16 protein-coding genes are annotated in these 20,865 nt (G+C 66.7%); 9 read left to right on the top strand and 7 right to left on the bottom strand.

The genetic code is table 11. From position 1 onward, the window contains the following. The first annotated feature begins 43 nt into the window (after nt 1–43). Nucleotides 44–1,933, top strand: a complete 1,890-nt coding sequence (locus BDI24065_RS24700) for a glycosyltransferase family 2 protein (RefSeq protein ID WP_254609861.1) — start codon at nt 44–46, stop codon at nt 1,931–1,933. Nucleotides 1,934–1,994: 61 nt separating this feature from the next. Here BDI24065_RS24700 and BDI24065_RS24705 read toward each other — a convergent pair whose 3' ends face one another. Beyond that, nucleotides 1,995–2,663 carry an acetyltransferase gene (locus BDI24065_RS24705; protein ID WP_175033471.1) on the bottom strand — a complete coding sequence of 223 codons (669 nt, stop codon included), beginning with the start codon at nt 2,661–2,663 and terminating at the stop codon, nt 1,995–1,997. Nucleotides 2,664–2,780: 117 nt separating this feature from the next. Next, entirely contained in the window at nt 2,781–5,156 is a 2,376-nt protein-coding gene (locus BDI24065_RS24710; RefSeq protein WP_254609862.1) for a glycosyltransferase, read from the bottom strand. Between the two features lie 285 nt (nt 5,157–5,441). On the opposite strand from BDI24065_RS24710, the gene BDI24065_RS24715 reads away from it, so the two are divergent. The 4 genes from BDI24065_RS24715 to BDI24065_RS24730 are packed head-to-tail and all read left to right on the top strand — an operon-like array spanning nt 5,442 to nt 10,173. Continuing rightward, on the top strand, nt 5,442–6,302 hold the full coding sequence (locus BDI24065_RS24715; protein ID WP_175033556.1) for a glycosyltransferase family 2 protein: 861 nt from the start codon (nt 5,442–5,444) through the stop codon (nt 6,300–6,302). Then, nucleotides 6,299–7,264: a UDP-glucose 4-epimerase family protein gene (locus BDI24065_RS24720; RefSeq protein ID WP_175033473.1), complete on the top strand. Its 966-nt coding sequence runs from the start codon at nt 6,299–6,301 to the stop codon at nt 7,262–7,264. The genes BDI24065_RS24715 and BDI24065_RS24720 overlap by 4 nt, the downstream gene beginning before the upstream one ends. Before the next feature lie 5 nt (nt 7,265–7,269). Further along, nucleotides 7,270–8,286, top strand: a complete 1,017-nt coding sequence (locus BDI24065_RS24725) for an MraY family glycosyltransferase (protein ID WP_175033474.1) — start codon at nt 7,270–7,272, stop codon at nt 8,284–8,286. A gap of 12 nt (nt 8,287–8,298) precedes the next feature. Then, a complete protein-coding gene (locus BDI24065_RS24730; protein ID WP_175033475.1) occupies nt 8,299–10,173 on the top strand; it encodes a polysaccharide biosynthesis protein in 1,875 nt (624 codons plus the stop codon). A 98-nt stretch (nt 10,174–10,271) separates the two neighbouring features. Here the strand turns inward: BDI24065_RS24730 and BDI24065_RS24735 are convergent, their stop codons facing one another. The 5 genes from BDI24065_RS24735 to BDI24065_RS24755 are packed head-to-tail and all read right to left on the bottom strand — an operon-like array spanning nt 10,272 to nt 15,709. After that, nucleotides 10,272–11,378: an MraY family glycosyltransferase gene (locus BDI24065_RS24735; protein ID WP_175033476.1), complete on the bottom strand. Its 1,107-nt coding sequence runs from the start codon at nt 11,376–11,378 to the stop codon at nt 10,272–10,274. A 27-nt stretch (nt 11,379–11,405) separates the two neighbouring features. Then, entirely contained in the window at nt 11,406–12,428 is a 1,023-nt protein-coding gene (gene galE / locus BDI24065_RS24740; protein ID WP_175033477.1) for a UDP-glucose 4-epimerase GalE, read from the bottom strand. A gap of 15 nt (nt 12,429–12,443) precedes the next feature. Further along, on the bottom strand, nt 12,444–13,580 hold the full coding sequence (locus BDI24065_RS24745) for a glycosyltransferase family 4 protein (protein ID WP_175033478.1): 1,137 nt from the start codon (nt 13,578–13,580) through the stop codon (nt 12,444–12,446). 51 nt (nt 13,581–13,631) lie between these two features. After that, on the bottom strand, nt 13,632–14,456 hold the full coding sequence (locus BDI24065_RS24750; protein ID WP_175033479.1) for a glycosyltransferase: 825 nt from the start codon (nt 14,454–14,456) through the stop codon (nt 13,632–13,634). Further along, nucleotides 14,453–15,709: a lipopolysaccharide biosynthesis protein gene (locus BDI24065_RS24755; RefSeq protein ID WP_175033480.1), complete on the bottom strand. Its 1,257-nt coding sequence runs from the start codon at nt 15,707–15,709 to the stop codon at nt 14,453–14,455. Before BDI24065_RS24755 ends, BDI24065_RS24750 begins: the two co-directional genes overlap by 4 nt. A gap of 262 nt (nt 15,710–15,971) precedes the next feature. Here BDI24065_RS24755 and BDI24065_RS24760 point away from each other — a divergent pair, with 262 nt between their 5' ends. The 4 genes from BDI24065_RS24760 to waaA all read left to right on the top strand — a co-directional run bounded on the left by BDI24065_RS24760 (nt 15,972) and on the right by waaA (nt 20,849). Beyond that, entirely contained in the window at nt 15,972–17,366 is a 1,395-nt protein-coding gene (locus BDI24065_RS24760) for a phosphomannomutase/phosphoglucomutase (RefSeq protein ID WP_175033481.1), read from the top strand. A 175-nt stretch (nt 17,367–17,541) separates the two neighbouring features. Continuing rightward, nucleotides 17,542–18,537 carry a lipopolysaccharide heptosyltransferase I gene (gene waaC, locus BDI24065_RS24765; RefSeq protein ID WP_175033482.1) on the top strand — a complete coding sequence of 332 codons (996 nt, stop codon included), beginning with the start codon at nt 17,542–17,544 and terminating at the stop codon, nt 18,535–18,537. Between the two features lie 34 nt (nt 18,538–18,571). Beyond that, nucleotides 18,572–19,456, top strand: a complete 885-nt coding sequence (locus tag BDI24065_RS24770; RefSeq protein ID WP_021161704.1) for a Kdo hydroxylase family protein — start codon at nt 18,572–18,574, stop codon at nt 19,454–19,456. A 37-nt stretch (nt 19,457–19,493) separates the two neighbouring features. Beyond that, nucleotides 19,494–20,849 (top strand): lipid IV(A) 3-deoxy-D-manno-octulosonic acid transferase, encoded by a 1,356-nt coding sequence (waaA, locus tag BDI24065_RS24775; RefSeq protein WP_175033483.1) that lies wholly within the window; start codon nt 19,494–19,496, stop codon nt 20,847–20,849. The last annotated feature ends 16 nt before the right edge of the window (nt 20,850–20,865 follow it).

Consider the following 20,865-nt stretch of genomic DNA (forward strand, 5'->3'; position numbering starts at 1 on the left):
GGGCACGGACGACTCGCGTGATCTGTCGTTGCCGCTCGTATCGGTGGTAATCCCCTGTTTCAATCAGGCGCAGTATCTGAATGAGTCGATCTCGTCGGTGCTCGACGCATACCGCGGGCCGTTGGAGATCATCGTCGTCGACGACGGCAGCACGGCACCCCGGACCGATATCCACTTGCGCGCGGCGGAGGCGCTGTCGCCCGCGGTACGCGTGATTTCGCAGCAGAACGCAGGGCTTTCGGGGGCGCGCAACACGGGTATTGCCGCCGCGAACGGCGAATTCGTGCAATTGCTGGACGCGGACGACCTCATCGTTCCGCCGAAGCTCGACTTGCAGGTCGCGCATTTCCAGGTGGCGAATGCGCTCGACGTATCGGTGTCCAACTTCCTGTTGTGCGACGATTCTCGCTCGGTCTTTTCGAAGCATGACGAGGCGATCGCGCATTCGGCGCTCGGGCTGTCCGATTTTCTGTACAAATGGGAGCGCGGCTTCGCGATCCCGATTCACTGCGCGCTGTTCCGATGCGCCGTGCTGGCGGACGCGCCGTTCGACACATCCGCGCGCGCCAAGGAAGACTGGCTGTTCTGGTGCGGCCTGAGTGCGCGTGGCGCACGGATGGCCTATATCAATGCGCACAACGCGATCTACCGGCAGCACGCGCAAAGTATGCGCCGGTCCTACGTGAAGATGGGCAAGAGCTGGCTGCACGCGGCTGCCAAGATCGACGCGATGGTGTCCGCGCGCGAACCGGCGTTTTTCGAGTCCGCGGTCGACTGGTTCGAGAATTTCTATCGGAAGCACCCGGCGTACGCAGAGGAAATCGCGCAGTTGCGCGGCCACCCGCGTGAAGCCGGGTCGGGCGCTGCCGCGTCGCCGGCCGTTCCCGTCGATCTGCACGCGCAGAAGCTCGCGCGACTGCAGGCGGCCATCGCGAAGATGCCGGCGTCGGCGACGCCGCTCATCAGCGTCGTGATCCCCGCATACAACCATTTCGACTATATCGACGGTTGCCTGCTGTCCGTGATCGAGCAGCAGGACGTCGCATTCGAGATCATCTGCGTCGACGATCGTTCGCCCGATGCGCGCACGACGGCGCTGCTGCGCGCGCTGCAGGGAAGTCACCCGAACGTGCGGATTGTCCTCAATAGCGAGAACAAGGGCATTTCGCGCACGCAGAACGAGGCAGTCGCGCAGGCGGCCGGAGCGTACGTCGCGTTCGTCGATTGTGACGACGCGTTGGTGCCCGGTGCGCTGTCCCGTGTCGCGCAGCTCCTGAAGCAGGCGCCGCCATGCGATTACCTGTTCACGGACCGGTTCGACATCGACGAAAGCGGCAACGAAATCCGGCGGGCCGACTACGGCGGCTATCCGGCCATTGCGTTCAGGAACGACGAGGGCATCAAGGACGATTTGCTCGACGGAATGGTCGCGTCGCATCTGAAGGTGATTCGACGCGATGCCTATCTGCAGGCAGGTGGTTCGCTCGACATGTATTCCGGCATCCAGGATTGGGAGCTGGCGCTGAAGATCGCCGAATTCGGCAGCTTCCGTTATCTGCACGAGCCGCTCTATCGGCATCGGATCCATACGCGATCCGTCACGTCGTCGGATAGCGTCGGCCAGTTCAGGAAGACCAATATCATTCGACGGCAGTTTGCCGGCAGATGGCTCTGTGGCGGGCGCGATCGAACCGGGCCGGTCATGCGGTTTTCGAGCGACGCGAGATCGATGCCGTCGATTGCTCAACTGAAGGAAGCGTGGCGGCAGGGGCGGCGATGCGAGATGTTCGTCGCGGCGGACGCGCCGCCTCCCGTACTCAATTTCCTGCGGGAATTCAATTCGTACTTCGACCGCATCGTGTGGACGAGTGCCGAAACCTATGCGGGCCTGCTCGGGTACGTGCAGCCAGGTGTGATGGTCGCGCACGGATAGGAGCAGCCTGACTGACCGCAGCGGCGCGCGACGCGCACGCCACGGCGTGCGCCCGCGCGGTTCACGCCGGCCGTTTCACCATCGGCGCAGCCGGGTTGCCGACGACGGTCACGCCCGGCGGTACGTCCTTGGTCACGACGGCCCCCATCCCGATCACCGCGCCCTTGCCGATCGTCAGGGGTTTGTCGGGCGTGCCTTGCTTCAGCACCGCGCCCGTACCGATATAGGCATCGTCTTCGATCACGATCCGGCCGTTGCAGGCGACGCGCGGGGCGAACGTCACAAAATCGCCGATCACGCAGTCGTGAGCGACGTAGCTGTAGATGTTGAACTGGAAATGGCGGCCGATCCTGATATCCGATGTGCACATCGAGAAATCGCAGAACACCGCGCCTTCGCCAACCTCGACGTTATCGAGCGACACATGCGAACCGGCCGTCAGCGAGCCGAACGCGAGGCCTTCGCTTTCGCAGCGCTGGGCCAGCGTGCGGCGGGCCGCGGGCGAGCCGACCGACACGACGACAGCGCGGTCGCGATGCGCGGGCGAGATGAGGGCCTCGAAGGAAATGACTTCAATGCCATTCTGGACGGTGCCGATTTCCGACGGCGTGTCGGAGATGAAGACGATTCCGGATGCCGAGCCGGTAGCGGCTCGGGCTTGATGCTGTCGTGCCAGCGGCAGGATCTCGCGCCCGAACCCGCCGCACCCGTAAATAGCGATTCGCTCCATCGTTCACTCCGGTCTGAATGGGGAGCAGTCTAACGGTAGCGGTACGCGGCGGGCAACCTCATTATGCGGGGTGCGCGCGTCCGGCCCGCGCGGTATGGCGGCGGGCCGGACCGGCGATCACTTTCCTGTAAACGGCCGCATGATCGCCCGCAGCAGCGGGCCCAGTACCGGAATCCGGTGGAGGCGCAGATACGCGCGATAGATGATGAAAATTCGCGCGCGCTGAAACGCGACCCACTGGTTCGCGTACTGCCGCAGTTCGACCGACTCGTTCCTGAGGACATCGGCTTCGCGCGCATGAACGAGCAGCTTTGCGCGCGCGTCCGCGAGTTCCCGTCTCAATCGACGCAGTTCTTCCTGGTTTTCCGCGGACGAAACGGCTTGATCGGCGGGCACCTGGGCAGGCTGATGGGATTCTTGATGGGAGGCATTCATACCGAATATCCGCTGAATGTTCGCGACGTACTGTGCGTCGCCATGCTTGTCGTGAACGTAGCCGGAAGCGCGCTTCGACAGCGCTCCGAGCAGATCGGGTTGGGCGTACAGGCGCTCGATGGCGTCCCGATACGCGTCGACGGCCTCGTCGATATCGTTGGATGCCTCGATGAGCATGCCGGTCTCTCCGTCGAGCACGGCTTCGCCGATGCCGCCGATGTTCGGTGCGATGACCGGGAGTCCCGAGCCCATGGCTTCGAGAATCACGTTCGGCAGCCCGTCGAACCACGACGTATAGACGAGCGCGTCGTACTCGTGCAGCGGAAGATCCGCGAACGCTGAAAACGGCCCTTTGTAGTTTGCGCCGGCCAGGTCGATTTCGAAGCCCGGCGTGATGCCGCCATACAGGTCGAGCGTGATGCCGGTGCCGCTCTGCGCGAAGTACTTCGACAGCGCGACGGCCAGTTGCGGCCGCTTCTGGCCGTCCAGCCGCGACGCCCACAGCAGACGTCGTCGCGGTGTCGCATGAATCGTCGGCTCCTTGACGCCGTGCAGCAGCGCGGGAAGGTTGTTCCAGCGGGACGCGCTGGCGCCGAAAATGAACTTGTCGTCGACGACCGTCTGTTCGTTGTCGGTGACGATCCGCGTGATGTGCTGGATGTTGTTCGTCAGAAACTCGACCGCGCCGCCCGAAATGATCGAGACGTCGTCTTCGTAGACGCGCGTGTCGCAGAACCGGTAGTACGTGACGTCACGTCCGCTGAATTGCGCGAAATGGCGGCTCAGCATGCGATGGGAAAACACGCACGCGCGAATGTGCAGCCGGGCGTCGGGCGCCGCTGCGCGAATCAGGCGTGCGGTGATGCGATCGCGCTGACGATCGTCGAGATCCTTGCCGAGCACGGCGACGTCGATGAAAGTCGCTGCGTCGGGCAGCCGCGACAGCCACGCATGCTTTTCCATCGGCTCGCCGGACAGCACGAGGATCCGTTTCGACGCACCGCATGCCAGCAGGCCGTTCATCACGTCGAGAACGTAGCGCTCCGCGCCGCCGGCGGGCAGGAACGGAATCAGGAACACGTCCGTGATCGGTCCGGCGTCGCGAATGGCTTCGCACATTTCGTAGTAGACCGCGGAGGGCTCGGGCGTCGACCACATCGCGCTCGTCTGGCTGCCGTGCCGCAGCGACAGCGTATCGACGGCAGGATCGATCCGGTTGGCGGCTTCGGTCATATCCGACAGCATCCGGCTGCCGAGGAACTTCTGCTTGACGTCGTACCACGGCGGCAACGCGCGTTCACCGGCGCGATACGCGCGATAGTCGTCGGCGAACACCCGCAGGTAGACGTCCGGGTCGAACAGGTCGGTGTCCGGCGTTTCGAGCTCGACGCTCTGGTTGCGCGCGGCCGCCATGATGCTTTGCTGGCGCTGACGGTAGTACAGGACCGTATCGGGGATGTAGTGCGCCTTCATCCCGAGCGCAATCGCACATGAGTTGAAGTGCCAGTCTTCGAATGCGTGGCCGCGTTGCGTGTCGCAGTGAACGTACTTGAGACGATCGAATGTCGAGCGATGGAAGAATACGCGCGACACGTACGGATGGATGTCGGCCAGCAGGAACGGCATCAGGTCCGCTTCGCCGTACTCGGTAATGAAGTACATCGAACCGAATGCGATCAGGTACTGCGGGAACAGCAGGGCATCGTTGCCGTACCGCTTGGCAGCCGCCAGCGCTTCGACGAAGAAATTGAACGACACGAGATCGTCGGCGTCGGCCGTGGCGAAATATTCGCCTCGTGCAATTGCGCAACCGGAGTTTCGGCTCAGGCCCAGCGATCGGTTCGATACCTCGATCGTCTGGACTCCATCAAAACTGGAGAGGTCTGCCGACGCGATGACGGAGCGGGTCGCTTCGTTCGGGTTATCAAGGACGACGACAATTTCCAGGGTGATACCGCGGGCTCTTGCGAAGTCTGCCGCTTCACTCAGGGACCGCAACGTCCGGTTGATGATGCCGCCCTCATTGTGGGCGTTGAGAATCACCGAAATATCAAACATAGGGTGCAGCTGGCCGGATGCATATCGAGGTCACGCATTATATACAGAAGCATTTGGCGTTTCGGCGCCCGCATCCGTTCGCCGGGGCGGGGGCAACGCATGCGTTGGCTGCTCGCTCCGGGCAGACGTGCCCATGCCTGGAGTCCCTTTTTCCCGCCATGGCGCCCGTGGCATACGCCGCCACGGCATAATTGCTACAAATGGCAATCTCGGTTGCGTGGGCTGGCCTGCCTGCGCACACTGGTAAACGCCCCTTACGCGCCAAATGTAAACAATAGTCAGCACGTGACATCTCATCCGCAAGCATCCACTCGCTCACCGCATTCCGTCGACGAAACACTGTCGATTTCCATCGTGACGTACCACCCGGACGAGGCGCTCCTCGCTCGTACGTTCTCCAGTCTTCGTGCGGCGTGCGAGCGTCTGCGGGCCGTGCGCGGCGGCGGTGCCATCAGCGTTTGCCTGGTCGATAACGGTGGCTTGCCGGATCTCGCGGCCGAGCTTGCCGCATTCGAGCGGGCCGGCATTGGCTGCAGCGTGCTGTCCGGTCACGGCAACGTCGGCTACGGACGCGGACACAACCTCGCGATCGAAGCGGCGCGCAGCCGCTATCACCTGGTCCTGAATCCCGATATCGACCTCGAGCCGGATGCGCTCGTGCAAGCGCTCGACTTTCTCGACGCGCATCCTGAAGCAGGTTTGCTGTCGCCGCGCATCGGTGACGAATCGGGACGGATCCAGTATCTGTGCCGCCGCTATCCGGCGCTGGTGGATCTTCTGGTCAGGGGATTCCTGCCGGCGGCGTTGCGCCCGCCGTTCGAGCGCCGGCTGGCAAGCTACGAGATGCGCGACCGCATCAACGAAACCGACGTCGTGTGGGATCCGCCTATCGTCAGCGGCTGTTTCATGCTGTTCCGCACCGAGGTGCTCGCGCGTCTGCAGGGCTTCGATCCACGCTATTTCCTCTACTTCGAGGACTACGACCTCAGCTTGCGGACCGGTGAGTGCGCACGCACGGTCTACCTGCCGCTGGCGCGCGTGATTCATCACGGCGGCGGCGCATCCCGCAAGGGTTCCGCGCACATCCGCATGTTCGCGGCGTCGGCGTTCAAGTTCTATAACCGCTTTGGCTGGAGGCTGTGGTGACCCGCATCGTCGTGACAGGCGCAAACGGCTTCGTCGGCCGCGCGGTCTGCCGGCTGGCGCTCGCGGCAGGACATACGGTCACGGCGCTGGTGCGCCGTCCCGGCGGATGCGTCGACGGCGTTCGCGAGTGGGTGCATGACGCGCCGGATTTCGCAGGGCTCGCACACGCGTGGCCGGATGATCTGGAGGCCGATTGCGTGATCCACCTGGCCGCGCGTGTCCACGTGATGCGCGACGAGTCGCCCGATCCGGACGCCGCGTTCGAGGCGACCAACGTTGCAGGGACGCTGCGCGTTGCCGAAGCGGCGCACGCGCACGGCGCGCGCCGCTTCGTGTTTGCCAGCAGCATCAAGGCGATCGGCGAGGGCGATCGAGGTGTGCCGCTCGCGGAGGACGTCACCCCCGCGCCGCAGGATCCATACGGGCGTTCGAAACTGCGTGCGGAGCAGGCACTCGCGCAATTCGGGCGGCAGGCGGGCATCGATGTGGTCACCGTGCGTCCGCCGCTGGTTTACGGCCCCGGCGTGCGGGCCAATTTCCTGCGGATGATGGACGCCGTCGCACGAGGATTGCCGCTTCCGCTCGGCGCGATCGAGGCGCGCCGCAGCCTCGTCTATGTCGACAACCTCGCTGACGCGCTGCTGCGGTGCGCAATCGATCCGCGGGCCGCGGGCGAGTGCTTTCATGTTGCCGACGACGACGCGCCGTCGGTGGCCGGGCTGCTGCGACTGGTCGGCGACGCGCTCGGCAGGCCGGCACGGCTGTTCCCGGTGCCGGTCGCGATGCTGCGCACGCTCGGCAGGCTGACCGGCCGCAGCGCCGCCGTCGATCGCCTGACGGGCAGCCTGCAGCTCGACGCCGGCCGCATGAAGCGCATGCTCGACTGGCGGCCGCCCTATACGACGAGACAGGGCCTCGATGCGACCGCCGCGTGGTATCGTTCGCGCGACATACAGAAATAGACAATATGCATCCCGCGATTACCACGTGGCTCACGGCGGCCGGCGTAGCACTGGCCGCCGCCTTCGCCTCGACCCTTATCCTGCGGACGCTGCTCGCGACGGGGCTGGCCTGGCGCCTCGCGACCGATATTCCGAACGACCGTTCGCTGCATACGCTGCCGACGCCGCGCGTGGGCGGCTGGGGCATCGTTCCGGTCTGCGTGGTCGCGATAGTGTGGCTCGCGCCGTCGATGTGGTTGATCGCGGTAGCCGCTGCCGGCCTGGCCGCGCTGTCACAGCTGGACGACCGGCGCGGGCTGCCGGCGCGGATCCGGTTCGCCGCGCACCTTGCCGCGGTCGTCGCGCTGATCGTCGTCTATCCGGCCGCCGCGCCGTGGTGGCTCCTTGCCGGCGTCGGTTTCGGAATGGTCTGGCTGACCAATCTCTACAATTTCATGGATGGCGCGGACGGCCTCGCCGGCGGCATGGCGCTGTTCGGCTTCGGCGCGTATGCGGCTGCCTCACTGGCGGGCTCGCCGCCGGAGCCTGATCTCGTGGCGGGCGGTGCGGCGATCGCGGGTGCCGCGCTCGGATTCCTGCTGCTGAATTTCCATCCGGCGAAGCTGTTTCTCGGCGACGCGGGCTCGATTCCGCTCGGATTCATGGCGGGCGCGCTCGGCTACTGGGGCTGGCGACGCGGGGTCTGGCCGATCTGGTTTCCGGCGATGGTGTTCTCGCCCTTTATTGCCGATGCATCTGTAACACTTGCGAGACGTTTGTTACGCGGGGAAAAGTTCTGGCAGGCGCACCGGGAGCATTATTATCAGCGCATGGTGCGTTCCGGCACCGGCCATCGGCGCACCGCCATCTACTGGTACCTCGTGATGCTCGCGGGCATAATTGCAGGCTTGTGGGCATTGGGCCGTCCCACACTGCAGCAGTGGGGGCTGTTTGTCGCCTGGTATGGCGTTCTTGCGTGCATCGGTTGCGTGATCGACGTGCGCTGGCGGCGTGTCGGCATGGCCACCGAAAACAAATCTTGAGGTCTCCCGCCGATGTTGCGATCCAAAGCATCTTGGCTGTCATTGAGTGCTTTCCTGTTCGACCTGCTGGCGGTGCTTGCAGCGTGGTTGTTCGCCTATCTCGTCCGCTTCAACGGTAGTATCCCGGCCGATTTCCTCGGCGGCGCGCTGATGGCGCTGACATGGGTGCTGCCCGTGTACGCGCTGATGTTCCACGTGTTCGGCCTGTACCGCGGGCTGTGGGTGTTCGCGAGCCTGCCCGACCTGATGCGTATCGCGAAGGCGGTTGGCGGCGGCGGCGTGATCGTGATGATCGGCGCCGTGATGTTCCAGCCGGTGCCGATCATTCCGCGTTCGGTGCTGCTCGTGTCGCCGCTGATGCTGTTCCTGGCGATGGGCGGCGCGCGCGCGCTGTATCGCGCGACGAAGGAGTATTACCTTTACGGCGGGCTGGTCGGCAAGGGCAAGCCGGTGCTGGTGCTCGGTGCCGGCACGGCCGGCGCGAGCCTCGCGCGCGAACTGTCCCGCTCGGGCGAATGGCGCCTCGTCGGCCTGCTGGATGACGACGTGACCAAGCAGGGGCGCGAGGTCTACGGCTACAAGGTGCTGGGCTCGTTCAACGACCTCAAGCACTGGACCGACGCCATGAAGGTCGAATACGCGATCATCGCGATTCCGTCGGCGTCGGTCGAGGAGCAGCGCCGCGTCGCAACGCTGTGCGTGCGGGCCGGCGTGAAGGCGATGGTGCTGCCGTCGCTGACCGCGCTGATGCCGGGGCAGGGCTTCCTGTCGCAGGTGCGGAACATCGATCTCGAGGATCTGCTCGGCCGCGACGCCGTGACGATCGACACGCCGCACGTCGAGGCGCTGCTGCGCGGCCGCGTCGTGATGGTGACGGGCGCGGGCGGCTCGATCGGCTCCGAGCTGTGCCGGCAGATCCTGCGTTTCGCGCCGGCGCAGCTCGTCGCGTTCGACCTGTCCGAGTACGCGATGTACCGGCTGACCGAGGAGCTGCGCGAGCGCTTCCCCGACCTGCCGGTCCTGCCGATCATCGGCGATGCGAAGGATTCGCTGCTGCTCGACCAGGTGATGTCGCGCCATGCGCCGCACATCGTGTTCCACGCGGCCGCCTACAAGCACGTGCCGCTGATGGAGGAGCACAACGCGTGGCAGGCGCTGCGCAACAATGTGCTCGGCACCTATCGCGTGGCCCGCGCCGCGATCCGCCACGACGTGCGCCATTTCGTGTTGATCTCGACCGACAAGGCCGTCAATCCGACCAACGTGATGGGCGCGAGCAAGCGCCTTGCGGAAATGGCCTGCCAGGCGTTGCAGCAGACGAGCGGACGCACGCAGTTCGAGACGGTGCGCTTCGGCAACGTGCTCGGCAGCGCGGGCAGCGTGATCCCGAAGTTCCAGGAGCAGATCGCGAAGGGCGGCCCGGTCACCGTCACGCACCCGGAGATCACGCGTTTCTTCATGACGATCCCGGAAGCGTCGCAGCTGGTGCTGCAGGCGTCGAGCATGGGGCATGGCGGCGAGATCTTCATTCTCGACATGGGCGCGCCCGTGAAGATCGTCGATCTCGCGTGCGACCTGATCCGCCTGTACGGTTTCTCGGAAGAGCAGATCCGGATCGAGTTCACCGGGCTGCGGCCCGGCGAGAAGCTCTACGAGGAACTGCTCGCGGACGACGAGGCGACGACGCGTACGCCGCACCCGAAGCTGCGGATCGCGCGTGCGCGCGAAACGCCGGACAATTTCCTCGACGAACTCTTGCCGTGGCTGATGCAGCATCGCGTGCTGCCCGACGACGAAGTGCGGCGCGACCTGCGGCGCTGGGTGCCGGAGTACCAGACGGCCGCCGTGCCGGCGCTCAAGAGCGTACGGGTCGCGTCGAACCGCTGAACGCCGCGGTTCGTGCGGTCGCCACGCGGCGGCCAGCCGGCCGGCCCAAAAGAAAAGCGCCCCGCGGGGCGCTTTTTTCATGCCGGGCCGAGAACGGCTCAGCGACTGGGCCGGTGCTTGCGCACCACCATCCACCGCGGCGCGCGGAACCGCACGATGCTGATGTACAGCCACACGTAGGTCAGCGCGAACAGCACGACGAACACGAACAGGTGCACCGTGTGCCGCCAGAACAGCGTCGCAGGTATCACCGCGACGAGGCACAGCAGCCACAGGTACGGCGACGTCAGCGAATTGCGGCGCGTCAGGTCGTGTGCGTGCTTCGTGCCGACGGCCCAGCGCATCAGCCGCTTGTACACGAGCATGTGCAGGTGCACGCCGTCCGGGATCCCGGGTGACATGCCGCGAATGAATTTCTTCCGGTAGATCGAGAAGCAGGTCTCGAAGATCGGGTACATGAACAGCAGCACCGGGTACCACGCGGATACCTCGTGGTTACGCATCACGAGCATGATCGCGAGCTCCGCGAGCATGAAGCCGATGAAATACGCGCCGCCGTCGCCGAGGAAGATCAGCCCGGCCGGGAAATTCCACAGGAAGAAGCCGAGTACGGCGCCCATCATGATGATCGACGCGGACATGACGACCGGGTCGCGGACCTGGAACGCCACGTACGCGAGCGACGCGAACATCATGAAGCTGACCATCGACGCGAGCCCGTTGAAGCCGTCGATGATGTTGACCGCATTCGCGAGCGCCGCGACCGCGAGCACGGTGACGAACGCCGAAATGGCGACATAGCCGAGCAGGAAGTCGAGCGGCGGCACGCTGATGCGCGTGACCGCAATGTTCATCAGCCAGAACGCGAGCGCGGCCGCGCCCATCGTGCAGAGCAGCCGCGCGCGCGGCGACACGCGCTTGGTCAGGTCCTCGACGAGGCCGGACAGGAAGGCCGGCATTCCGCAGGCCACGATGCCGAGAATGCTGCCGGCGATCGTCGGGTAGCGCTGCGTGAGCAGCAGCGCCGACGCGACGACGCCCGCGAGGATCCCGATGCCCCCGACCCGCGGCACGGGCCGCACGTGGAATTTCTGCACGCCGGCCAGATCGCTGTCGACCGAGAATTTCTCGTGAAGGTGCGCATAGCGCACGATGAACAGCGTGACGAGCAGGGAGACGATGAAGCCGGACGCGAAGCTGAGCATGGGATCGCTCGAAAAATGGACAGCGGATTATACAAAACCGCGGGGGTTCCCCTCCTGCCATCGCCAGTGGTCGGCACACATTTCTTCGATACCGAGTGCGGCACGCCAGCCGATGATGTCGGCCGCGGCCTGCGGGTTCGCGTAGCACTCGGCGATGTCGCCCGGGCGGCGCGCGACGAGCTCGTACGGCACCGGGCGGCCCGACGCCTTTTCGAACGCCCGCACGACTTCCAGCACGCTGTAGCCCTGGCCGGTGCCGAGGTTCACGACGAAGCTCGCGTCGCGCTTCGTGAGCGCGTCGAGCGCGGCGATGTGCCCCTTCGCGAGATCGACGACGTGGATGTAGTCGCGCACGCCCGTGCCGTCGGTCGTCGGGTAGTCGGAGCCGAACACGCGCAGCTTTTCCAGCTTGCCGACCGCGACCTGCGCGACATACGGCATCAGGTTGTTCGGGATGCCGGCCGGATCCTCTCCGATCAGCCCGCTCGCGTGCGCGCCGACCGGGTTGAAATAGCGCAGCGTCGCGATCCGCCACGTCGGGTCCGAGGCTTCGAGATCGCGCAGGATCTGCTCGGCGATCAGCTTCGACTGGCCGTACGGGTTCGTCGCGGACAGCGGGAACGATTCGTCGATCGGCGAGCGCTCGGGCACGCCGTACACGGTCGCGGACGAGCTGAACACGAACTGCTTGACGTTGCGCTCGCGCATCACCTTGAGCACGGCGAGCAGGCCGCCGATGTTGTTCTGGTAGTACTCGAGCGGCTTCTCGACCGATTCGCCGACGGCCTTGAGCGCCGCGAAGTGGATCGTGCCGGTGATCGGGTGCGCGTCGAATACCTTCGAGAGCGCGGCTTCGTCGCACACGTCGATCTGGTGGAACGCAGGAGTCTTGCCCGCGATCTGCGTGATGCGGCGCACGGATTCGGACTTGCTGTTGACGAGATTGTCGGCGATCACGACGTCGTAGCCGTTGCCGAGCAGCTCGACGGTCGTATGCGAGCCGATATAGCCCGCTCCGCCGGTGACGAGGATGGTGCCTTTAGCGGTCATTGCTGATGCGCTCCTTCAGAGGGTGATACCGGTTAACGAATGGATGGTACGCCGGTAGCGCTCGACGACCTGCTGCTCGTCGAATTCCGCCGTGACCTTCTGCCGGCCGCGTGCGCCCATCGCGTCGCGTCCGGCCGTTCCGAGTTCGATCATGCGAAGCAGTTGCTCCGCGAGGCTCGCGCTGTCGCGCACGCGGCACAGGAAGCCCGTGTCGCCGTCGGCGACGACGTCGCGGCAGCCAGGCACGTCGGTCGCGACGATCGGGCGGCCCATCGCGGATGCCTCCATCAGCGTGCGCGGCACGCCTTCGCGGTACGACGGCAGCACGACGCAATCGGCTGCCGCGATGTGCGGACGCACGTCGTGCGCTTCGCCGAGATATTCGATCGCGCCTTCGCCGACCCACGCATCGACGTCCGCGCGGCCGATCGCGCTCGGATTGTCGACGCCGAGCGGCCCGAGCAGCTGGAAGCGCGCGTTCGGGAAGCGCGCGCGCACGATGCGCGCGGCCTCCACGTATTCGCGCACGCCCTTGTCCCACAGCAGCCGGCCGATCAGGATGAAGACGGGCGCGTCGCCGGCGGGCAGCGGCACCGGCGCGAACTGGTCGAGATCGACGCCTTCGCCGTGCAGCAGCCGCGCGCGATCGGGGTGCGCGAGCAGCTGCTGCACGGTGAAGGTCGCGAGATCGTCGCGGTTCAGGAACCACACTTCACGCGGGAAGCGGAACGCGAACCGGTACAGGCGCTTCGCGACGCTTGCCGCGCGGCTTTTCTGGATGAAGACGTAGCCGAGCCCGGTCGTCACCGCGATCGACGGCACGCGCGCGAGCCACGCGGCGACCGAACCGTAGATGTTCGGCTTGATCGTGTAATGGAACACGAGCGAGGGCTGCAGCGCGCGGTAGTGACGCACCAGCGCGGCAAGCGTGCCGAGATCCTCGCGCGGGCTCGTGCCTTTCGACGCGACCGCGAGCGCGACGTAGCGGCAGCCCATCTGCTCGAGCAGGGGCACCGTGCGGTCGTGCGGCGCGATCACGATGACCTCGGCGCCGCGCGCGACGAGCGCACGGATCAGCCCGTGGCGATACGTGTAGATCGCCCAGGCCGTGTTGCAGACGAGCGCGATGCGCAGCGGGGAGGTGGCGGACATGAAAAAAAGAATAAATAAAGCGTCGAAATTGCCGAAAGGGCCGGATGCGCGTCAGGCGGACGGCCGCGCGGCGAACAGCGTCTGCTTGATCCGCTGCAACGTACGGTATGGCGTCACGAAATGCAGCAGGTTCTTGGCGAGGCCGGCCCAGTCGTACGGGTTCAGCGCGTTGAAGTAGCTCAACAGCAGCGTGAGCGTCGACACCAGCTGGCGCCGGCGCTTGGTCGCACTGATCCCGCCCTCGTTCAGTTCGTAATAGAGGCCGAGTTCCGGCAGGTTCGCGCAATCGTAGCGTTGCATTAACCGTAAAAAAAGATCGAGATCCTCGGCCGCACGGTATTTCGCACGATAGTTCCCCACTTCGCGCACGGCGTCGATGCGCAGCATCACCGACGGGTGCACGAGCGGCGAGCGCAGGAAGCGCGTGCGCCGCAGCGTGCGCGGATCGGCGGGCGGCGTCAGCATGAAGCGCGGTTCGCCGGCGCGGGACACGACTTGCGTCCACATGCCGACGCAGGCCACCCGCGGGTGGGCGCCGAGATACGCGCGCTCTTTCGCGAGGCGTTGCGGCACGGCCAGATCGCCCGCGTCGATGCGCGCCGCATAGCGGAAGCCGCGCGCGGCGAGCGCGTCGATGCCGGCGGCGAGCGCGCGCTCGATGCCGCCGTTCTGCGGCATGCGCAGTACGTCGATCGAGAGGCCGGGCAGGTCGGGCGCGACGATCGGCGGCGAGCTGCCGTCATCGACGATCAGCACGTGTACGGGCGTGTCCTCGCGAAACGACGCGAGGGTCCGGACGACATCGTCGTGCCCGTTGTAGGCCGGCATCAGCACGGCCACATCGTCGAGCGAGGGCGGGCAATCAGGGGACGTCATGGTCGCAGCTTGAAACGGATGTAATGAAAATTGACGGCGGCGGCGGCCAGGTAGCCGGCCGCCAGCCCGACGAGCGCGCCGTACAGGCCGAGCCGCGGGATCGCGAACAGGTTGACGAGCGCGGCGATCGCGAGCGCGAGCAGCCATTTCGACAGCAACACGAATTTTGCTTGATATTTGAGAACGATAAGATTGCCTATCGCCTCGATGCCGGCCGGCACCGACAGCCAGACCGCCCAGCGGAAGATGTCGACCGAGGCCTCGTAGCCGTGGCCGAACACCTTGCCGACGATCAGCGGGGCCGCGGCGTCGAGCACGAGCGCGCCGGCCGTCATCAGGCAGGCCGTCATCGCGATCAGCCGGACGATGTTGCGGCGCAGCCGCGCGACGTCCTGCACGCGGTAGACGAAGGCGGGTGCGATCGTCTGCGCGAGCATCAGCGCGAGCGTGATCCAGTTCTCGTTGAGCTGCTGCGCGGCCGAGTAACGGCCGAGATCGGCGAACGACACGTGGCGCTCGAGCATCAGGCGGTCGAGCTTCAGGAACAGGTACATGCAGATGAGGCCGAGCCAGAACACGGTGCCGGCCGTTGCAAAGTGCCTGAACAGCGGCTTGTCGAACGTCCAGCCGAGCGAGCCGCCGTTACGATGCCGGTAGTACAGCAGCAGCGCGAAGCCGATGGCGGCGGCCTCGAGTGCCCACAGCCACGCGAAGCGGGCGGGGCCCGCGGCCGCGCGGACCAGCAGCCAGACGAGCAGCGCCTTCACCAGCGCGGTGACCATGCTGGTGACGAGCTGCGGCTTGCTGTAGGTCATGCTCTGCAGCCACGCGTTGACGACGCCGACAAACGGCTCGCGGAACACCATCGTGACCGCGAGGCCCGCGAGCATCGCGCCGACCAGCGGATCGAAGGCGCCCGCGGCGATCGCGATCCAGGTTGCGACGAGCGCGGCGGCGGAGACGGCGATGCGCAGCGCGAACGCGCTGCCCAGCACCGCGCCGAGCTGGGCGGGCGGGCGCTGGACGATGGTCGGGACGAGGATTTCCGCGCCGCACACCCAGGTTAGCGGCGCCAGTACCAGGAGAAGCGTATTCGCATACTGCCATTTGCCGAACACATCTGGCCCGAAATAACGGGCCAGCAGGCCGCTGATCGCGATCGCGACGCCGATCTGCGTGAGCCGTTCGAGCCCCAGCCAGACGAGGTTCGCGACGGCCTTCGCGACATCCGGGTTGCCGAAGCGCTTCAGCATGCGCGGTGGCGGCGTGCGCACAAGGCGGCCGGTAGGGCGCCCGGAGGCTGCGGGGTGGCGGCGGCGGGACGGCTAGGCATTAAAATGGGCGGCATGCGCGTCATCAAAACCCGCGATTATAAGTGGGATCGGGGTCGCTCCCGCCGTTCCGCGACAGCCGTTTCGTCCGTGGCGGGCCAGCATGTATCATGCGCGGCACCGGCGAGCGGCGGCCAGGCAAGCCAGACAATTTTTCATGCACGCAACTGAGAGAAGAGAATCGATGATCTCCCAATCCATCTTCAAGGCATATGACATTCGTGGCGTGGTCGGCAAGACGCTCGACACCGACACTGCGCGCGGGATCGGCCGGGCATTCGGCAGCGAAGTGCGCGCGCAGGGCGGCGATGCGGTCGTCGTCGCGCGCGACGGCCGCCTGTCCGGGCCGGACCTCGTCGGCGCGCTGGCCGACGGCCTGCGTGCGGCGGGCGTCGACGTCGTCGACGTCGGCATGGTGCCCACGCCGGTCGGTTATTTCGCGGCGAACGTCCCGCTCGCGCTGAAGGGCGGCGAGCGCCGCGTCGATTCGTGCATCGTCGTCACGGGCAGCCACAACCCGCCTGACTACAACGGCTTCAAGATGGTGCTGCGCGGCGCCGCGATCTACGGCGAGCAGATTCAGGCGCTGTACCGCCGCATCGTCGACGAGCGCTTCGAGACGGGCAGCGGTTCGTACGAGCAGTTCGACGTGGCCGACCAATACATCGCGCGCATCGTCGGCGACATCAAGCCGGCCCGCCCGATGAAGCTCGTCGTCGACGCCGGCAACGGCGTGGCCGGCCCGCTCGCGACGCGCCTGTTCAAGGCGCTCGGCTGCGAGCTCGTCGAGCGCTTCACCGACATCGACGGCACGTTCCCGAACCACCACCCCGATCCCGCCCACCCGGAAAACCTGCAGGACGTGATCCAGGCGCTGAAGGACACCGACGCCGAGATCGGCTTCGCGTTCGACGGCGACGGCGACCGCCTCGGCGTCGTCACGAAGGACGGCAAGATCATCTATCCGGACCGCCAGCTGATGCTGTTCGCGGAAGAAGTGCTGTCGCGCAACCCGGGCGCGCAGATCATCTATGACGTGAAGTGCACGCGTCATCTCGCGCAATGGGTGAAGTCGAAGGGCGGCGAGCCGCTGATGTGGAAGACGGGCCACTCGCTCGTGAAGGCGAAGCTGCGCGAGACGGGTGCGCCGCTCGCCGGCGAAATGAGCGGCCACGTGTTCTTCAAGGATCGCTGGTACGGCTTCGACGACGGTCTCTACACGGGCGCGCGCCTGCTCGAGATTCTCACGAAGACGGCCGATCCGAGCGCGCTGCTGAACGGGCTGCCGGACGCGATGAGCACGCCTGAACTGCAGCTGTGGCTCGACGAAGGCGAGAACTTCCGCCTGATCGACAAGCTGCAGAAAGAGGCGAAGTTCGAAGGCGCCGAGGAAGTCGTGACGATCGACGGCCTGCGTGTCGAGTACCCGGACGGCTTCGGCCTCGCCCGTTCGTCGAACACGACGCCGGTCGTCGTGATGCGTTTCGAGTCGGAGACGCAGGAAGGGCTCAAGCGCATCCAGGAGGACTTCCGCCGCGTGCTGACGGCCGCGAAGCCGGACGTCAAGCTGCCGTTCTGAGCGTCGGCGGCCTGCGGGCCGCCACCGGCGCGACGGTGAGTCCAATCGTCGCGCCATCCCCGAAAAGCGGCGCACGCCACACGCGTGCGGCCGCTTTTTGTCTGTCTGGGCCTCCGGGCGCGATAAAATCGCTCCTTTATGCTTGTCGCCGGCTGCCTGCCGGCGTTTTTTCAGCGTGCAAAAGATCCTGATCGTGCGCGTGTCGTCGCTGGGCGACGTCGTGCACAACATGCCGGTGATCGCCGATATCCGGCGCCGCCACCCCGATGCGCAGATCGACTGGCTCGTCGAGGAGAGCTTCGTCGACCTGGTCAAGCTCGTCGACGGCGTGCGCAACGTGCTGCCGTTCTCGCTGCGCCGCTGGCGCAAGAAGCCGTTCTCGGGCGCCACGTGGCGCGAGATCCGCGCGTTTCGCCAGCGCCTCGCGGCCGAGCAGTACGACCTCGTGATCGACTGCCAGGGCCTCATCAAGACGGCCTGGGTGGCGAGCTGGGCGCGCGGCCTGCTCGTCGGGCTCGGCAACCGCACCGACGGCGCCGGCTACGAGTGGCCCGTGCGCTTCTTCTACCGCAAGCGCGTGCCGATCGCGCCGCGCACGCACGTCGTCGAGCGCTCGCGGCAACTCGTCGCGGCCGCGCTGGGCGACCCGGCGCCGACGCCGGCCGATCCGGTCGACTTCGGCCTCGATACGCGCGCGGCGGCGCTCGCGGTGGCCGCGCTCGGCCTGAACCTGCCGGTGCCGTACGTGGTGTTCGTCCATGCGACGTCGCGTGCCGACAAGCAGTGGCCGGACGCCGCATGGATCGAGCTCGGCCAGGCGCTCGTGCGGCGCGGCGCGTCGCTCGTGCTGCCGTGGGGCAACGACGCGGAGCGCGCGACCAGCGAGCGGCTGGCGAAGGAATTCGGCGCGGCGGCGATCGTGCCGCCGCGGCTGTCGCTGCCGGCCGTGGTCGGGCTGATCGACGGCGCGGCCGCCACCGTCGGGGTTGATACAGGTCTGGTTCACATCGCGGCCGCGCTGAAGCGTCCGACGGTCGAACTGTACAATTTCGCGACGGCCTGGCGGACCGGCGGCTACTGGTCGCCGAACGTCGTCAATCTCGGCACGGCGGGGCAACCCCCGTCGATCGCGCAGGTGAAGTCGGCGCTCGCGGGCTTCGGTCTCCTGTAACGCTGTCACACGCGCGAACCCACGCGAACCGAACATGAGCGAATCCCAGATCATCGAAGTCCCGTCCGCCGACTGGAGCGGACACAACCTGTCGGCGCCGCGCGAGCAGCTGCTGGCCGCCGTCGAGGAAGGCAAGGTGCTGTATTTCCCGCACCTGCGCTTCGCGATCGAAGGCGGCGAGGAAGCGCTGCTCGATCCGGCGCTCGCCGACCCGAAACGCAAGAACATCAGCCTCGCGCCGAATGGCGGCGCGCTCGCCGGCGTGCTCGGCGACAGCGTCACGCAGTCGGCGGTGCGCGCGCTCGTCGCGCGCTTCCAGCAACAGGCCGGCACGCTCGTCGACGGCCTCTTTCCCGAATACCGCGGCAAGCTGCGCGTCGCGCCGACGAGCCTGCGGCTGATGCAGGTCGAGACGCGCCAGACGTCGTGGCGCAAGGACGACAGCCGGCTGCACGTCGACGCGTTCCCGTCGCGGCCCAACTACGGCGAGCGCATCCTGCGCGTGTTCACGAACGTGAACCCGGCCGGCGTGCCGCGCGTGTGGCGCGTCGGCGAGCCGTTCGAGGACGTCGCGAAGCGCTTCCTGCCGCGCATCAAGCCGCAGTTGCCGGGCGCCGCGTGGCTGCTGAACCTGCTGCACGTGACGAAATCGCCGCGCAGCGCTTACGACCACCTGATGCTGAACCTGCACGACAGCATGAAGGCCGATCTCGACTACCAGAAGACGAGCCCGCAGGAGACGATGCCGTTCCCGCCCGGCTGCGTGTGGATATGTTTCTCGGATCAGACTTCGCACGCTGTGATGTCCGGCCAGTTCATGCTCGAACAGACCTTCTTCCTGCCGGTCGACGCGATGGTGCGCCGCGAATGCGCGCCGCTCGGCATTCTCGAACGCCTGAAGGGCAGGGCGCTGGTTTGAGCGCGCCTCTTCTCCGTTGCAACACGAGGGTCGCCGCATGCTGAGGGTGATCTATCGCGCGCTGTGGTGGCTCGTTGCACCGATCGCCGTGATCCGGCTTTACGTGCGCTCGCGCAAGGAGCGCGGCTATCGCGAACACATCGGCGAACGTTTCGGCCACACGGCGGGCCGCTCGCGTGACGACCGTGCGCCGCTGATCTGGGTGCATGCGGTATCGGTCGGCGAGACGCGCGCGGCGCAGCCGCTGATCGACGCGCTGATGCATGTCCGCCCCGATGCGCGCATCCTGCTCACGCACATGACGCCGAGCGGCCGCGCGACCGGCGAGCAGATCTTTGGCGATCGCGTGCTGCGCTGCTACCTGCCGTACGACATGCCCGGCGCGGTGCGGCGCTTCCTGCGCGCGTGGCGGCCGACGCTCGGCCTCGTGATGGAAACCGAAGTGTGGCCGACGCTGATCGACGAGTGCCGTCGTGCGGACGTCCCGCTGGTGCTGACCAATGCGCGCATGTCCGCGCGTTCGTTCCGGCGTGCATCGAAGTTCGGCGCGGCGACGCACGACGTGTTCGGCGGCTTCTCGCGCGTGCTCGCGCAGAGTCCGGCCGATGCGGAGCGGCTGACGTCGCTCGGCGCGCGCAACGTGGCCGTGCTCGGCAACCTGAAGTTCGACATGACGACGCCGCCGGAGCTCGCGGCGCGCGGCCATGCGTGGCGCGACGCGATCGGCGCGCGGCCCGTGTGGGTGGCCGCGAGCACGCGCGAGAACGAGGAGGCGCTGGTGCTCGACGCATTCGCGGCGATGCGCACGCGCGGCGCGCTGCTGGTGCTCGTGCCGCGTCATCCGCAGCGTTTCGCCGAGGTCGAGGCGCTCGTCGAGCGCAGCGGGCTCAAGTGTGTGCGACGCTCGGTGTGGGCGGCCGACAAGGCCGCGCTCGCGGCCGGCCGGCCGGCTGTCGAACCGCTGCCGGACGACGTGACGGTGCTGCTCGGCGATTCGATGGGTGAGCTCGGCGCGTATTACGCGGCGGCCGACATCGCGTTCATCGGCGGCAGCCTGCTGCCGCTCGGCGGCCAGAACCTGATCGAGGCGTGCGCGGTCGGCGTGCCGGTGCTGATCGGGAAGCACGTATTCAACTTCACGCAGGCGACCGCCGACGCGGTCGCGGCCGGCGCGGCGCTGCAGGTCGAGGATCCGCTCGATCTCGCGCACGTGCTCGACGCGCTGTTCACCGACAAGGCGCGGCGCATCGCAATGGGCGCGGCGGGCGCCGCATTCGCATCGCGTCATCGCGGTGCGACCGCACGCACGGTCGACGTGCTCGCGGCACTGCTGCCGCCCGTCGAACGCGGCGGGCGCGCGCTGCAGGACGCGCAGGACCCTTCCGACGACTAGGCGAAGGCGGCGCAAT

It is taken from the genome of Burkholderia lata (genome assembly GCF_902499025.1).
In the GTDB taxonomy this organism is placed as follows: Bacteria; Pseudomonadota; Gammaproteobacteria; order Burkholderiales; family Burkholderiaceae; genus Burkholderia; species Burkholderia lata_C.